At 49.0% G+C, this 16,721-nt stretch carries 11 protein-coding genes and 1 riboswitch; of the genes, 8 read left to right on the top strand and 3 right to left on the bottom strand.

Annotated elements, in window-relative coordinates; translation table 11 throughout:
- Window positions 1–108: 108 nt before the first annotated feature.
- Both AC0YNT_RS25575 and AC0YNT_RS25580 read left to right on the top strand, forming a co-directional pair.
- The gene (locus AC0YNT_RS25575; protein WP_475807139.1) at window positions 109–1,668 is read left to right on the top strand and encodes an ABC transporter substrate-binding protein; all 1,560 of its coding nucleotides are present in this window, start codon (window positions 109–111) and stop codon (window positions 1,666–1,668) included.
- A gap of 12 nt (window positions 1,669–1,680) precedes the next feature.
- Window positions 1,681–3,954, top strand: a complete 2,274-nt coding sequence (locus AC0YNT_RS25580) for a glycoside hydrolase family 3 protein (RefSeq protein ID WP_475807140.1) — start codon at window positions 1,681–1,683, stop codon at window positions 3,952–3,954.
- A gap of 53 nt (window positions 3,955–4,007) precedes the next feature.
- On the opposite strand, the gene AC0YNT_RS25585 is transcribed toward AC0YNT_RS25580, so the two are convergent.
- Complete coding sequence (locus AC0YNT_RS25585) at window positions 4,008–6,926, bottom strand: S-layer homology domain-containing protein (protein WP_475807141.1); 2,919 nt, start codon at window positions 6,924–6,926, stop codon at window positions 4,008–4,010.
- A 218-nt stretch (window positions 6,927–7,144) separates the two neighbouring features.
- On the opposite strand from AC0YNT_RS25585, the gene AC0YNT_RS25590 reads away from it, so the two are divergent.
- From AC0YNT_RS25590 to AC0YNT_RS25605, 4 genes are all read left to right on the top strand, one after another.
- Window positions 7,145–8,002, top strand: a complete 858-nt coding sequence (locus AC0YNT_RS25590; RefSeq protein WP_475807142.1) for an AraC family transcriptional regulator — start codon at window positions 7,145–7,147, stop codon at window positions 8,000–8,002.
- Between the two features lie 112 nt (window positions 8,003–8,114).
- Window positions 8,115–9,080: an N-acetylglucosamine kinase gene (locus AC0YNT_RS25595; RefSeq protein ID WP_475807241.1), complete on the top strand. Its 966-nt coding sequence runs from the start codon at window positions 8,115–8,117 to the stop codon at window positions 9,078–9,080.
- Between the two features lie 162 nt (window positions 9,081–9,242).
- The gene (locus AC0YNT_RS25600) at window positions 9,243–10,559 is read left to right on the top strand and encodes a 6-phospho-beta-glucosidase (protein ID WP_475807143.1); all 1,317 of its coding nucleotides are present in this window, start codon (window positions 9,243–9,245) and stop codon (window positions 10,557–10,559) included.
- Between the two features lie 259 nt (window positions 10,560–10,818).
- A riboswitch (purine riboswitch) is annotated at window positions 10,819–10,919 on the top strand.
- 242 nt (window positions 10,920–11,161) lie between these two features.
- The gene (locus tag AC0YNT_RS25605) at window positions 11,162–12,547 is read left to right on the top strand and encodes an NCS2 family permease (RefSeq protein WP_167278795.1); all 1,386 of its coding nucleotides are present in this window, start codon (window positions 11,162–11,164) and stop codon (window positions 12,545–12,547) included.
- Between the two features lie 677 nt (window positions 12,548–13,224).
- Here the strand turns inward: AC0YNT_RS25605 and AC0YNT_RS25610 are convergent.
- Both AC0YNT_RS25610 and AC0YNT_RS25615 read right to left on the bottom strand, forming a co-directional pair.
- Window positions 13,225–14,304 (bottom strand): phosphodiester glycosidase family protein, encoded by a 1,080-nt coding sequence (locus AC0YNT_RS25610; RefSeq protein WP_475807144.1) that lies wholly within the window; start codon window positions 14,302–14,304, stop codon window positions 13,225–13,227.
- Window positions 14,301–14,729, bottom strand: a complete 429-nt coding sequence (locus AC0YNT_RS25615) for a hypothetical protein (protein WP_475807145.1) — start codon at window positions 14,727–14,729, stop codon at window positions 14,301–14,303. Before AC0YNT_RS25615 ends, AC0YNT_RS25610 begins: the two co-directional genes overlap by 4 nt.
- Before the next feature lie 220 nt (window positions 14,730–14,949).
- Here AC0YNT_RS25615 and msrB point away from each other — a divergent pair, with 220 nt between their 5' ends.
- Window positions 14,950–15,909 (top strand): peptide-methionine (R)-S-oxide reductase MsrB, encoded by a 960-nt coding sequence (msrB, locus tag AC0YNT_RS25620; RefSeq protein ID WP_475807146.1) that lies wholly within the window; start codon window positions 14,950–14,952, stop codon window positions 15,907–15,909.
- 41 nt (window positions 15,910–15,950) lie between these two features.
- On the top strand, window positions 15,951–16,523 hold the full coding sequence (locus AC0YNT_RS25625; protein WP_475807147.1) for a nitroreductase family protein: 573 nt from the start codon (window positions 15,951–15,953) through the stop codon (window positions 16,521–16,523).
- Window positions 16,524–16,721: the final 198 nt, after the last annotated feature.

Genomic DNA, 16,721 nt, shown 5'->3' on the forward strand with positions numbered 1-16,721 from the left:
GGAAAATGGAAAGCAGCAGTGCGGAAATGTGAAAGCCCCGGTAATCGGTTTCCGTTATCCTAAGTCATGTAATCGCTTACAGATAAATAGTATTGGGAGGTCATTGGGATGAAAAAGATGCGTTCCGTAAATTTGGCTTTAGCGCTGACATTATCCATTACGGCACTTAGTGCATGCAGCGGAGGGAACAACGGCGGAAATGGCGGAAACAGCGGCACTGCTAACAGCGGTTCAGGCAAGGAAGCAAGCAGCTCCGATAATTCTGGAAGCCAGACGCTTAAGCCGGTGAAGCTCGTGATGGTCTTTCCGGCTGCCGGAGAGCCGAAGGACTTGCAGCTTGTCTCCGATGAGATCAACAAGATTACGAAAGAGAAAATCAATGCAACGGTTAAGCTGGTTCCCATCGGATGGGGTGCCTGGACGCAGCAAAGAACGTTGATGATGTCGGGCAAAGAGCAAGTCGACTTGATTCTGAGCGGGCTCGGAACCTACAGCCAGGATGTAGCGAAAGGCCAGTTCCTGGAGCTTAACGATTATTTGGAGAATGAAGGCCATGGTGTCAAGGAAGCGCTGGACAACCTTGATCCCGGATTTATTAACGCAACGAAAATCGAAGGGGAAATTTATGCGGTTCCGAGCATCAGGGATTTGGCAGCGGATTTCGGTATTACGATGCGCAAGGATTTGGTAGACAAATATAACATCGATACGACATCTATCAAATCTCTTGATGATTTGGATGCGATATTCAAAACCATCAAGGACAATGAGCCGGACATCGTTCCGACTGTGAAGTATGGCAATTCGATTATCGACATCTTCGTGCGAAGCGCGTTTGATACGTTAAGCGACGGGTTCGGTGTCCTTCCCGGCAATGACAATAACTTGAAACTCGTTGACATGTATGAGGCACCGGAATACAAAGAAATGCTGGAAACGGTAAGAAGATGGTATTTGGCCGGCTACATTGCGAAGGATGCTGCGACAAGCACGGAAACGCAATACAACATGGTGAAAGCGGGCAAAGCCTTCTCTTGGATTTCCCATATGAAGCCAGGCATTGAAACGCAGGAGTCCAGAAATACAGCGAAAGAGATGGTATCGGTCCACTTCAAACCGGCGATTTCAACTACGAGTGATATCACCTCCATTATGTGGAGCGTAGCAAGAAACTCCGCAGATCCTTCGCGGGCTATGATGCTGCTTAATCTGATGTATACGGACAAGGACCTGATTAATCTGTTTGACTACGGGATTGAAGGAAAACATTACACGAAAGTATCGGAGAACGTGATCGATTTCCCTCAAGGCGTCGATGCTACCAACTCCGGCTATAATCTTCAACTGGGCTGGATGTTTGGCAATCAGTCACTTTCTTACATCTGGAATGGAGATAGTCCGGATCTGTGGAACGAGTTAATGGCATTCAACAAGAACGCGACGAAATCAAAAGCAATGGGCTTTATCTTTAATGCGGATGCCGTGAAATCGGAAATCGCTGCCGTAACCAACGTTACGAATCAATATAAGGTCGCCCTTGAGACGGGGACGGTTGATCCGGAGACTCAACTGCCTAAATTTATTGATCAGTTAAAAGCAGCGGGTATCGATAAAATTATCGCAGAAAAGCAAAAGCAGCTGGATGCATGGGCTGCATCAAACGGCTAGGAGGTCCATCGAATGAAGAATCCGATTGCTGCAACGCTTGAACAGGCGAATATACAATATGTAACCAATGAAGGCGGTCCAACGCTGGGGTATTGCCCGGCATCCGGCATTAGCATTATTGAACAGGACGGTCTTAAATTCAAGGATTTAAGCAAGGACGGACAATTGCATCCTTACGAGGATTGGAGGCTGCCTGCAGATGAGCGGGCACGGGATCTCGCCTCCCGGATGACGATTGAGCAGATTGCCGGACTTATGCTGTACAGCAGCCATCAGAACGTGCCCTCTCCAAGCGGCGGGTTTTTCACAGGATCCTACGGCGGCAAGCCGTACGAGGAAGCTGGGGTGAAGGCTTGGACACTAAGCGACCAGCAGGCAACATTCCTCGGACTGGATTACGTACGGCATGTTCTGGTCATGGCGCTCAGCAGCAATAAAGACGGAGCGCTGTGGAGTAACCAGATGCAGGCGTTTGCGGAAGCCGAAAGCTTGGGTATCCCGGTGAACATAAGCTCGGATCCTCGTCACGGTATTGATATCGGCGCGGAATTTACCGGAGGAGCGGGAAGTCGCATTTCGAAGTGGCCGGAGACGCTTGGACTCGCAGCAACGTTTGACTCCAGCATCGTCAGGCAGTTCGGGGAAGTCGCAGCTCGGGAGTATCGTGCGCTTGGCATCACCACGGCATTGTCTCCGCAAATCGACATCGCAACGGATCCGCGCTGGTTCCGGTTTAGCGGTACGTTTGGCGAGGATCCTCTTCTGTCGACGGATATGGCCAGGGCGTACGTGGACGGGTTCCAGACATCGGAAGCCGGATCGGCAGACGGCTGGGGACCGGGCAGCGTCAACGCCATGGTGAAGCATTGGCCGGGCGGCGGTTCGGGAGAAGGCGGAAGGGACGCGCATTTCGGATTTGGCAAATATGCTGTTTACCCTGGCAATAACTTCGAGGAGCATCTCGAGCCATTCGTAAACGGAGCTTTTAAGCTGGAGGGCAAGACCGGCCAAGCTTCCGCGGTTATGCCTTATTATACGATCTCTCATGGACGGGATAACATAAATGGAGAGAATGTAGGGAATTCGTACAATAAGTATCTTATTACCGACCTACTTCGCGAGAAATATGGGTATGACGGCGTTGTATGCACCGACTGGAACATTACGGCAGACGAGGGAGTCGCCATCGAATCCATGTTTGGCGGAAAGTCATGGGGAGTAGAAGGACTTTCCGTCGCTGAACGTCATTACAAGCTTCTTATGGCCGGGGTTGATCAGTTCGGCGGCAATAATGATTCACTGCCTGTGCTGGAAGCCTACCGGATGGGCGCTGATGAGCACGGAGAGGCCTATATGCGTGAACGTTTCGAGAAGTCGGCGGTCCGCCTGCTGAAGAATATTTTCCGGGTAGGCCTGTTCGAGAATCCCTACCTCGATGCGGAGCAAAGCGAGAAGCTTGTTGCCAGCGAGCCTTTCGTTAACGCAGGCCACGAAGCGCAGCTCAAATCGGTCGTGTTAGTGAAAAATAAAGATCAGGTACTGCCACTTAAGCCTCGCAGCCGCGTGTATATCCCCAGCAGATATTCGGCTCCGGAAAAGCATTTTGTTGGGTTTACCATCCCCGAACGCAATGAGTCTCCAATAGATCTTGAGATCGCTGCCGAACACTTTGAAATTGTCGATGATCCAAGCGATGCGGATTTCGCAATCGTGGCGATTCGCGGCGCGAAAGCAGGATTGGGGTATAGTCAAGAGGATGCGGCTGCCGGAGGCAATGGTTACGTGCCGATCAGCTTGCAATACAGACCTTATACGGCTGATCATGCCCGCGAGACAAGTATCGCAGGTGATGCTAGAGAACATGATGTGTTAAACCGTTCGTATAAAGGCAAGACCGTAACGACGCATAACGAATCTGATTTGGATCTTGTTCTCGAAACGAAGCAATTAATGGGAGGAAAGCCGGTTATCGTCACGTTGTTCCTTATCAATCCAACTGTGATGGAAGAGTTCGAGCCTTGCGCTGATGCGATTCTTGTTCACTTTGGTTCCAGCGACAAGGCGATGCTGGAGCTGCTCTCCGGTCAAACGGAGCCGTCCGGCTTGCTGCCGCTGCAGTTGCCGGCAAATATGAGAACGGTTGAAGAGCAGCTCGAAGACGTGCCTCATGACATGGTGTGCCATATCGACTCTCAGCAGCATAAGTATGATTTTGGCTTCGGCATGAACTGGCAAGGCGTCATCGAAGACGACCGAACCCGTAAATACGGTAGAAATCATTCCTAACGACAAAAAAATCCCTTCGAGCTGTGATATAGCAGCCGGAAGGGATTTTTTTATTAGATATTTAAGGCATCAAGCAAGGTATAAGCGACTTTCACCGCTTCAGCGCGTGTCAGAGTGTCATCGGGTCGGAATGTGCCGTCCAGATAACCGCTCACGATACCCGCAGCTGTCGTTTGGCTTACGGCATCAAGTGCCCAAGCCGGGATAGACGACGCATCGGTGAATGTCTTGCCGGCGCCAGGCGGAGTGATACCAGCAGCCTTCAGAACACGCGCGGCCATTACCGCGATTTCGGCGCGAGTGATCTGCTGCGAAGCGTTGAAGACAGAGCCGTTTTTGGTATCAAAGCCTGTCACATAGCCAGCATCGGTGGCTGCTTTCACGTGTGCTTTCGCCCATGCTGGGATAAGGTTGTCATCGGAGAAGCTGGTTGCTCCGAATGCTGTCGGCAACCCAAGCGAATCAGCTAGCAGCTTTACCCATTCGGCGCGGGTGACCGACTGGTCCGGACGGAACTTTCCATCTTCATAACCGGAGATCACTCCCATGCCGATTAAGCGGTCGGCATAAGGTTTTGCCCACGATGTGGTCAGGTCTGAGAAGGTTTGAGGGACGTAGCCAAACACGCCGAATTTCGTGAAATGCTTAACGTCGACGGCAATGGTCGTTCCGTTTGCTTTACCTCCGAGGAAGATCCATTTCTTCAACTTTTCGTTGTAGTAGTACACGGCAGGGTGGCTGTTTGGTGCAGTCGATTTCATTGCGTAGTTAAATGTCAGTTCAACTGGCTTGCCAAACGTCGTGCCCGCATTGCTGGTCATCTCGACGATTGGGCTCAGCGCCTGCAGATTGCCAAGCGGAGGCTGTTGTCCTGAAGAGAGAACCTGCGCGCCGATTGTTCCGTTCGAAGATACGGCCCCTGCCGGTATCTTGAAGGAGATAACGTCTTTCAAGCTGCCCTCTGCGCCTTTTGTCGGATCAATGTTAACGGATACGGATGTTGCTGGCGAATTGTCCGGTGGATATGTGTTTCCGCCGCCCGGAGTCGAAGTTGAAGTCTGCGCCTTAATCGTCAACACAAAGGTTTTGGAATCCGATAATTCGCCGCGCGTTGCAGTTGCTTTGAGCGTAACGGAAGCGTTAGCTTGTCCCGCGCTTGGGCGGTTTACTTTGGCGATGCCATTCTCGATTGTAACGGCGTTTGATGAGTCGACTGTTTCTTCCCAGGCGATTGCCGCACCGTGCTCTCCTTCAGAAGGAAGAGTGATATTCTCAGTAATCGCGTCAACATTGCCAAGGGTCAGCTTGTCGAGCGTATCCTTAACTGCTTGCTCGTCGGTGTATGCAGCCGTATCCACAAAGATTGGATTCGAGTAGAACCACAGGTCCTTGTAGTTGCGGTCGTTAATCTCGTTGAAACGTGTAGTGGCATCTGCTGTTGTTGTTTTTGGATCGATCAGCGGGTTGCCGTCCTGCGTCTCACCCGGTACGTTCATACCGAGATTCGTACCTCTCAGGCGGAAATACTGATCTTTGCTTGCCTTCGGCAGGTCAAATGTAATGACGTTATAGCCGTTCTCATCCGTTGTCCAATCTTCGCTCGTGAACGTAGCAACGACGCGAGTGGAATCATTTGTATCCTTATCGTAGGCCGGCGTTCCTTTTTCCGCTAGTCCTGTCACATCGCCCGCAATTAGGTCGATATGATCGACAGTGGGTTTCATGTTGCCGGATTGGCCGCTATTGATTGGATTCTCATAGTTATTGGTCTCTGGGCTTTTGAATTTGATGGTAAGCGTAAGCTTATCGCCTTCTGTCGCCTGCAGGCTTTCGCCCATTTCGGCGTCCGTGCCGCCGTCTGCGATGTTGAAGTCCAGAGCGTTGATCAAATCGCCAAAGACAGAGAACGTTTTGCCCGATCGCATACCGTCCAGAATATCCTGCACGGATTTTCCTTCGCTCCAAATATAGTTTTTAGCGTATTCACCCGGCCAGTAGCCGCTTGAGTTGGTGTCAATTGTTTTGAAATGGTAGTCGGAGTTAGCGAAATTCCAGAACTTACGGCCTTCGCCAAGCAGAGAGTCCCAAACGCCGCCGACTTTTGCGACCATGTAATCGACACCGCCATACGAGCGGTTCTTATAATTGTCATTGGCCGTTGGGTTAGCAGGATCATACGCCGAGTTGTACCCGCCGCGGTCCGGCTCCATTTGGTTGCCAAGCATCCCCTCAAAGCCAAACGCGATATCAGGGGCAGCATTGTTGAAATCGCGGAAGTCCGAAATTTTGTATTTGCCAACACCACGGGAAGGGTGATTGACGATCATATAGCTTGATTCCGGGTAGTTCCGCTTTAACCAGTTGATCGCGGTCAAGCTGTCCGCGTGCGTGGAGTAAGCCCTGTCGTCGGACGCTTCCCACTGCAAAACATCAGCTGGATTGAACCAAGTCGCATCACGGTTCGTGAACAGATATTCGAATTGGTTAGCTGCCTTGAGTGCTGCGTCGGAGCCGGGCTCATCCGTCAGGATGCCAACGGAGCCATGCTCATGGGACGGGATATCCCATTCGAAGCCGGAGAAAATCGTCTTGCCGGCATATTTACCTGCCTCTTGAAGTGCCTTCGTCTTCGGAACCTGGTAATTAAGCAGTCCCTTCGATAGCGGAATTGCCCCGCCGGCAATTGGTGCGCCCGTGTCGTCTCGTCCAGAGGAGCGTAAATGATCGGCCAGCATAATGAAATCGAGGCCGTAAGTCGTCAGGCCATGGTCGAGTACCGATTCAAGGGAGCTTTGAGCATCGTCGGATTCAAACGTATGAGCGTGGAACTCGCCGGTCAGCCATTGGCCTTGTGAGGCGCTGTTATCGGCGGCAGCCGCTGCTTTAGGAAGTGGAATGGCGAGCCCCGATGATAGGATACTAGCCGAGAGAACCGCCGGGAATATAATTCGAGCTTGCTTGTTAAACTTCAAAATGTCATGCACCACCAGTCTATGAATGTGTTGCCCAAAGATGAAGTAGGGGCACTATGAGTGTACAAGCCCATTATCAGGGGGATGTTAGGATAGGCAGTAGATTTGTTAATGGGAGGTAAATCTTTGGAATCGATATCAACCCTCAGCTCTATCGCCCCATTAGACGCCAGTGCTATACTACAACCAACTACAATTACTATCCAGGAGGTATGCCCGTGAACCCAACCGCTCCCGTGACGCGAGATCTTATCGCTCTCCCGCCAACATTCCCCATTGTCATTTCTCAGACGGAAGGTGTGAGTCCGCAGTTCCAGCGGCTGCACTGGCATACGACTCTTGAGATTAACTATATCAGCCGGGGAAGCGGCTATTATCTGATTAATGGTATGCGGTACGATTTCCAGGAGGGCGATATTATCCTCATCAACTCTAATGATCTGCATCGTGCTTTTGAGAACGAAGAGCTGATCATGACCGTGATCATGTTTGACCCTGCGTATTTTGCGCTGGAGCAGCGTTATGATACGGAGCTCCTTATCCCGTTTCGTGAGATTGGCATGCGCTTCGATAACCTGCTGGACCGTGGACATCCGATGCTTACCCGCCTTGGCGGATCGATTGAGGAGATGCGAAGCGAGTTTTCGCGCCGGGAGCCTCATTATGAAGCGATCGTACGATCACAGCTTGTGCAGTTCATGGCTTTCGTGAACCGGTATTTTGCCAAGGAAAAGGACCGCCGTTCTTCTCATGTCCGGGGGATGGAGACCATCCGCGAGGTCTTGAATCAGATCGAAGCGGACATCGCTTATCCTTGGACCTTAAAAGAGCTTGCAGCATCCGCTCACCTCAGCCCCTCGCGATTTAGCGCCTTGTTCGTACAGACCGTAGGTACTTCGCCGATGGATTATTTAATCCAGCTTCGTTTATCGGTCGCAGTTAATCTGCTGGAAACTACAGACAAGAAAATTATCGAGGTAGCGGAGGAATGCGGATTCCGTAATTTATCGAACTTTAACCGGCTGTTCAAGCAGCATATCGGCAAAATGCCTTCCGAGCTCAGACCACATCACTAACTAAAAACAGTAAGATAGTATCAGAACATCGTTCTTTCTCAGTAGAGGAACGGTGTTTTTTCTTTTATGCTCTTAATAGATATAAGAAGACTATGTCATCAGGAGCGTGGCTATTATGTTGTTTCTTGGAATAGATGCCGGGGGAAGCAAGACACATGCTTTGCTTACGGATGAGAATGGCCGAGTGCTCGGCAGAGGAAACGGCGGCAATGGCAATCATCAGACGGCTTTCGAAGCAGCGCGGATCGAGATTGACCGGGCTTGCTCTGAGGCACTTCAACAGGCTGGAGCGTCAAAAGACGAAATTGATTTTGCCTACTTCGGCCTTGCAGGTGCGGATCGGGAACCAGATTATGCGATTCTCCGCCCGATGATCGCATCGCTTGATTTTCCTCGTCATGATATTGCCTGCGACACGATGATTGGTATGCGTGCGGGTACTCATCAATCTTATGGTGCTGTGATAATTAGCGGTACGGGCTTTAACAGTGCGGCTCGTAACGCCAAGGGAGAAGAGCTGCAGTATGGCGGATTTGGCTATCTATTCGGAGACGGTCAAGGGTCTGGTACGGATCTGGCGATCCATGCTTTTCGAAGTGCGATCCGAAGCTGGGAAGGAAGGGAGCAGCCATCCATTCTAACCGAGCTTGTGCCCGAGCAAATGGGGTATTCATCCGTTCAGGAGATGTATGATGATGCATTGGTTAATGGTATAAAGCCGTTAGAGTCTCTCTCCAAAACGATGTTCAAAGCTGCACTACTTGGTGATGACGTTGCGATAAGGCTGCTGGAGGAAGCAGGGGATGAGCATGGGAATGCCGTGAATGCCTTGATCCGGAGGCTCGGCATGGAGCAGGACAGCTTTGATATCGTGCTGACGGGAAGTGTACTTGCGAAAGGCAGCTCACCACATATGATCAATGCGATTAGGGCAGCAGTTGCTGGTACGGCACCACATGCCAAGATCGTGAAGCTGACCGTCGATCCAGTCATCGGTGCAGTCATGAGTGCCATGGACAGCTGTGGAATCAAGATTTCAGAAGATACGGATGCGGCATTACGCCGGATAACCTTTTAATATTCTTTAAAGTTAACGCTTACGAAGTAAGAATCATCATGGACTGTCTTAATGACTGTCTGGGTGATCATTCTTTAAAGTTAACGCTTACGAAGTAAGAATCATCATGGACTGTCTTAATGACTGTCTGGGTGATCATTCTTTTTAGGAGGCATGAGGCAGATGTCATCAATTATAAAGCAAGGTCTAAAGGTCGCAGTCATCGGCGGAGGCTCCTCCTATACACCAGAGCTGGTCGAAGGATTCATTAAACGATATAACGAGATGCCTATTCGCGAGCTGTGGCTCGTTGATATTGAGGAAGGCCGTCATAAGCTTGAGATTGTGGGACAATTAGCGAAAAGAATGGTCGAACAGGCTGGATTACCAATCGATGTTCATCTTACATTTAACCGGCGTGAAGCCATTGCAGGAGCCAACTTTGTTACAACGCAGATGCGGGTAGGACTCCTTGAAGCAAGACGCCGTGACGAACATATTCCGATCAAGCATGGTGTGATCGGGCAAGAGACGACGGGTCCGGGCGGTATGCTGAAGGCGCTTCGTACGGTTCCGGTTATTCTGGATATATGCCGAGATATTGAGGAGCTTGCACCCAATGCCTGGATGCTGAACTTCACGAATCCAGCGGGTATTGTGACGGAAGCGGTGCTGAAGCACAGCAAGGTGAAGACGGTTGGTCTATGTAATTCGCCGATTAACTTCCAGAAGTTTCTCGCGAAGCAATACGGAGTTACCGAACGTGAAGTTCTTCCGGAGTTCGTTGGCATCAATCACCTCCACTGGATTACGGCAGCTTATGTGAACGGGGAAGACAAGCTGCAGGAGATGATCGGCGGCGGTAAGGATTACTCGGCAACGAATGTCACAGCCTTCGATTGGGATGCGGATTTCCTCCGTTCGCTAGGTGCCCTTCCGACCTACTATTTGCGGTATTTCTACATGAAGGATACGATGTTCGCCGAAATGAAAGAGTCGCTTGAGAAGGATGGTACTCGTGCTGATGTCGTAAGCAGGGTAGAGGAGGAGCTGTTCGAGCTCTATAAGGATGTTAATCTGAAAGAGAAGCCCAAGCAGCTGGAAAAGCGTGGCGGAGCCTTTTATTCCGAGGCGGCACTTAATCTGATGCATTCTCTCTACACAGATCGAAGAGACATCCAGACGCTCAACGTGCGAAATGGCGGGATCATCGACTTCCTGCCGGAAGATGCAAGCATCGAGGTCAACTGTGTCGTAACGACGCAAGGTCCGGTGCCTCTTCCGCTGCAGCGTGTTCCAGAGCATATCAAAGGGCTGCTCCACGCGGTAAAAACGTATGAGTCACTGACGATCGAAGCTGCTGTTACCGGCGACCGGGGCATCGCCCTGCAGGCGATGGTGCATCATCCGCTTGTGCCTAGCGTCTCTGTTGCGAAAACTTTACTTGGTGAAATGCTGGAAGCTAACGAAAAGTATTTGCCTCACTTCTTTAAAGGTTAAGTAATCGTATTACAGCTGTAGAAGATACCGCTGCAAAAAGCCGTAATCCAATAGGATTGCGGCTTTTCATCTTTTTCTGCTCTTTTTGTATCATCCATTAATCGAATATAGATGTAACTAACTTCCAAAACCAGGACCAAAGGACTACCAATTTTTCGGAAAAAGACGAATGATAACTTTGTGAATAAAGACGAACGTTCGTAAATTATCGTTGACAAGGAGCAAGTTACTTATTATATTAATTTACGGATAACAACAACTAACAACATAATAAACTTTTCGTATAATCTCAAGAATTGGCTTGAGAGTCTCTACTAGATCACCGTAAATGATCAGGCTACGAAAGGAGTGGAAAAGTGCCGCGCAATGTCATTAAGCTATGATTTTAACTTAATGACATTGACACGGTCCGCGGTATACTTTTCCCCTTTTTGCAGAGCCTAGGAGATAAATGCGTGAATACGCATCTTTTCCTAGGCTTTGTTGCAATTCTAAGGCTTATATCTTAATAAGATAGAGCTCTAGAATTCTTCGGATTGAAACGCGCTGCATGAAGCCGTTTCACCTTGGCTTGTACACATTTTTGGGGGGTTAATGGGAAAATGGAACGTTTCTTTAAGTTTAAGGAACATGGTACAAACTTCAGAACGGAAATTATGGCGGGTCTAACTACGTTTATGACGATGGCTTACATACTAGCCGTCAACCCGATCATTCTGACGCCAACTGGTCTTGACTGGACGGCAGTATTCCTTGCAACAGCGATTGCAGCAGGTATTTTCACAATTGCTATGGGCTTGTTCGTGAACTTCCCGGTTGCCCTGGCACCTGGTATGGGTCTTAATGCATATTTCGCTTCGACGGTTATTGCTTCGCAGGCTACGGATAAACCAATCTCGGTAGCAATGGGTCTGACAGCGGTATTTATCTCGGGTATTATCTTTATCATCCTGACACTGACGCAAATTCGTCAAATGCTGATTACTGCTGTTCCAGACAGCTTGAAGCATGCAATTACGGTTGGTATCGGTTTGTTTATTACAATTGTTGGCTTGAAAGGCAGCGGTCTGATGACGGTTGCTGTAACAGCCTTTGGCGATATTAAAGCAGGTGCTTATACGGATGTTTCCGGTTCGGAGACAGTCATCCATATCGGCAGCTTCTCGAATGAAACGGTAGTAATGACAGTGGTTGCACTGCTCATTATCGGTATTCTGATGGTTATGCGTGTACCGGGCGCGATCCTCTGGGGTATCCTTGGTACAACTGTTCTTTCGATCATCCTTGGTCAAGTTGACGTCAAGAAGACTTTCACAGATCAAAATTGGGCACCAGACTTCACTACAATGAACATTGGCCACTTTGACTTCCCAGGCGTGTTTGAAGTTGGGATCATCACAGTCGTATTGACCTTCACGTTCGTTGAATTGTTTGATACATTCGGTACGCTGGTTGGTACAGCTAACCGTGCCGGTCTTATGAAAAACCCTGAAGAGGGCAAAAAACGTATCGGTAAAGCGATGTTCGTTGATGCCTTCGCGGTAAGCGGCGGTGCATTGCTTGGTACAAGTACAGTAACAGCTTTCGTAGAAAGCTCCGCTGGTGTTGCGCAAGGCGGACGTACAGGTCTGACTTCGGTAACAACAGGTATCTGCTTCTTGCTCTCGATCTTCTTATCGCCAGTCGTTGCACTGGTTCCTGCAGCAGCAACTAACGCAGCACTGATTATCGTTGGTGTACTGATGCTTCAATCGGTCAAAGAAATCGACTTCTCCGACATGGTATATGCGATTCCTTCGTTCCTGACGCTGGCGCTTATGCCGTTCACGTACAGCATCGCTAACGGTATCTCGTTTGGTATCGTAACGTATGTTGTTCTGGCGACAGTTGCTAACGCAGCGAATAAAGGCAAGTATAAAGTTCACTGGCTCATGTGGATACTGGCGATTCTAATTATCGGCCGCTACGTCATCATGGGAACGGAATAATTATAATAGAAGAAACAAAAAGCAGCGCTGGACCGGCGCTGCTTTTTTGTTGCGGTTTTTGTAGCTTCTAACGGCTGGCTAATTCTCTCTTATCCTGTATTCTATCCAATCAACAAGAGTGCCTAGCGTATAAGGCACAGATTAAATTGGATTCTATCCAACGTAATCTTCCTATTAGAAGCATGGACCTCGTATTTGAGTGAATTCTACTGTACGAAATACAACATATGCACCTCTCTTACTCCTTCCACCTAACTTCTACTGTACAAAATACAACATCAACTTAGTACATTATGCTTTTCATGCTAATGCTTCTGGCCATCGGCAGGGCTATGGAGATAAGACCCTGAGAGGGTCTTATCCCGTGTAATTTATGTAGAGTTAGTTATGATAAGACCTTCTCAGGGTCTTATTTGCTTTACATGACAGGATAACTGGTGTTTTGTTGATGCTTGATGGTGCATTAAGACCCTACGGGTGTCTTATTAGGTGAGAATTGGTGGGAATCAGGGCGCATAAGGCACTCGCAAGGTCTTAAATGAACAAGGGTTTGCCGACAATTAATGCCGACAAACAAAACAAATCCAGGTTTCGATGAACCTGGATTTGTTCAAATTTGCTGCTGATAAACAACAACTCCAGGTTTCTTGAACCTGGAGTTGTTTGTTTGCGGCTAATTATTTAAAGAACAAAAAGTGCGTAGGCAGCTTACGAAGCTGCCCATCGGACGGCTTATTAATAACGCGTCCGTTCCAGATGAGCGACGAGGAGCCGCCGCCGTCTAGGTTATATCCGTCAACTACGCCGAATCGCTTCAATAACAGCTGCATCTCAGCGAGTGTTGCGCCAGAGCTGCCGCCTTCGTTGCGGCCATCGGCCACAAGGATAAGCAGCTGCCCATCTTTATAGTTGGCAATAACGGTTCGTGGTGCTCGCGTCGGGCTGGTCTGCCACTTTGATGGAATGGTAGTAGGGCTGCCATTCTTGAGCAGCACGGGTACGAATGAAGCGCCAAACTTTACATTCAAGCTGTCGAGCTGCTGCTGATTAGTGAACTTGCCACCGACCAGCTTATTGCTCGCATTCAAGCCAACGAAAAACAAGTCGGCACGTGTTGGCTGGAAGCCATCTACATAATTGCCGTTAACGATGGTTGTGCTGAGCGGATAACGTTTTCCCCCGCCATCGGCAAAGCCTCCAGCGTTAACGCCAGCGACAGCGCCGTAACGCTGGACAGCAGCAAGTGTCGTCTCTGCGCCGCCTGCTTTATCTTTGCCCAGCACCATTTTCATCGCATCGCTTGATTTCAATTTAATCTTTAATGCGTAGCTTTGAAAGTTGTCAGCCTTTATGTAGTATAATTGCGCACGCAGCTTGTCCGAGTTAATCGTCCCTGAAGGAGAACCAAGCCGGCTAGTTATAATCCTATCGTACACAAGCAGGGGGCGGCTCGCTTGAGCGGTTGCTGTCTTAACGATTTGCTTCATATCGGCATTGGTCTGGTTGTACAGCTTCAGCTGTTTCTTGATGGAGGCGCTTGTCTGGACAGCTGTTTGATGAGCCGAATCGAGGCCAGCTGCAAGTGACTTCGTACGGGCCTCATCAGCATCTGTCTGCTGTTCAGAGTTCGCCTTTGGAAAACTACTGTCCGGAAGCACAATCGAGATGTTCGATACCATCAGCCATAAAAGCATAGCAATAAATGGTGTGCAGGCGAGCAGCATCGTTCGGTTCATCATGCGAATGGATGGGGTCATTTGAGCACATCCAGGTTTTTCTGCAGTTCGTTCAGCTTCTTCTTCACTTCGTTTAATTGGCTGTACAGCTTGTTGCTGATGTCAGTTTTGACATCAGCATTGTCCTTGGAGAAGGTAAGCAGCTCGTTTAGTGCTTCTACCTTGGAATCCAATTGCGAAAGTTCAGCTTTATAATCCGTTTCGAGTTTTGCGATGCGATCCTCGTATTGCTTTTGCATAACGGCAATTTGGCTTGCCGTCTGGCGTTCCACATCGGCAGCAATCTGCTGCTGAACATGTTCGCTGTATAGCTTGGCGCCGGTTATGCCGGAAGCAATCAGGACGATCCATACACATACAAAGATAACGAAGGAGCGCTGCTTGGCAGCTTTGCGCGGCTTCGTCTCATAAGAAGCACTTGTTGTATCTAAAGCAGTATTGCTCATTAGGGCATTCACCTCATTCTTTTATTAGGAAGAGTGAAGTGAACGGACTGCAAAAAATAAGAGTAAAGCTAGTCTAACATTTTGGACGCACGAACGATGCCGATAGGTTGCGGCTGTCACTACATTGTAACAAAGATTGCTAATTAAGGTGTCAATCATTTTGTGGGAATTGAAGGATACGTTATAATAGGAGAGATTAAGCTTGAAGGAGGTTGCCAAAATGACTGCAGCTGTAGAACAAGCCATGTTTGCAGGAGGATGCTTCTGGTGCATGGTATCACCGTTTGAAGAAACACCGGGTATTTTGTCTGTTGTATCGGGTTATTCCGGAGGCCATACAGAAAATCCTACTTATGAGGAAGTATGCTCGGAAACAACCGGCCATGCCGAAGTCGTTCATATTACGTTTGATCCATCGATCTATTCCTATGACAAGCTGCTGGATGTGTACTGGCGGCAGATTGATCCAACCGACGCAGGAGGCCAGTTCCATGACCGCGGAGAGTCTTATCGGACGGCTATCTTCTATTATAATGAAGAGCAACGCGAGAAGGCGGAAGCGTCCAAGGCTGCACTGAATGCCAGCGGCAGATTCGACAAGCCAGTCGCAACGATTATTGAGCCGGCGAAAGAGTTTTATCCAGCGGAGGACTATCATCAAGGCTATCATCGGACGAACCCATTCCGTTATAAAATGTACCGCAAGGGATCTGGCCGAGATGCTTTCATTAATAAGCATTGGACAATTAAGAAGGAAGAAGGCGATCTTCGTTCCCGCCTTACTCCAATTCAATATGAAGTGACGCAAAATAATGCAACGGAGCGTCCTTTTACCGGGGAATATTGGGATCATAAGGAAGATGGACTGTATGTCGATATCGTCTCTGGTGAGCCGCTGTTTACCTCCCGTGAGAAATATGATTCCGGCTGCGGCTGGCCAAGCTTCACAAAGCCGGTGAAGGAATCGGTTATTAACGAAGTACTTGATAAAAGTCACTTCATGGTCCGTACGGAAGTGCGGAGCAAAGAAGGCGATTCCCATCTCGGACATGTGTTTGATGACGGTCCTGGACCAAATGGACTCCGCTATTGCATTAACTCCGCTTCACTTCGGTTTATTCCCGCAGCGGACCTGGAGAAGGAAGGGTACGGAGAGTACGCCGGCTATTTCGAAAAATAAGAAAGTTTACACTTGAATAACGTTTAATTGGAGGAGAAACTATGCATATCGATGAAGCAATTCGAACGAGACGTTCGATTGGACGCGTAAAGAAAGACCCGGTTGATCGTAATCTGATTGAGAAGGTGCTGGAAGCGGCGACATGGGCGCCAAGCCATCACAATACTCAGCCTTGGAAGTTTATCGTTATGACAGGTGAAGGCCGTGCGAAGCTTGGGGAAGGCTATGCACGTGTAGCACTTGCTTCACTTGAAGCAGGAGAAAGCCCTGATCTGGAGGAAAGACTGCGCAAGGAACGGGTGAAAGCATACCGTTCACCTGTTGTTATTACGGTAGTCTGCTCACCATCGGATGATCCTCGGGCAACGCTTGTCGAGGAGATTGCAGCATCGCATACAGCAGTTCAAAACCTGCTGCTTGCAGCACATGCGAACGGACTTGGTGCAATCTGGCGCTCCGGCGGTCCAATGTACCATCCTCTTATGAAGGACACATTTGGTCTTGCTGAGAATGAGCAGATTGTTGCTATGGTCTATATGGGTTATCCCGATATGACGCCGCCGGACGTGAAACGTACACCGGCAGCAGAAAAAACAATCTGGCTGGAATCCTAGGAAATACAGACAGTCTGAAGCGCCCGAAAGGGCGCTTTTTTTAATTATAAGAATCAACGCGAAACTAAGCTCTTCCTCCAAAGGACGGCGAAGCCGTTTACGCTTGGTTTTCGAATAAATAGGAAATAACTTCTCGAATCCAAACGTTGACTGATTGAATGAAAAGCTATATAGTAGTAAATACTTTGTTGCTAATTA

This window comes from Paenibacillus sp. J22R56, from assembly GCF_056269375.1.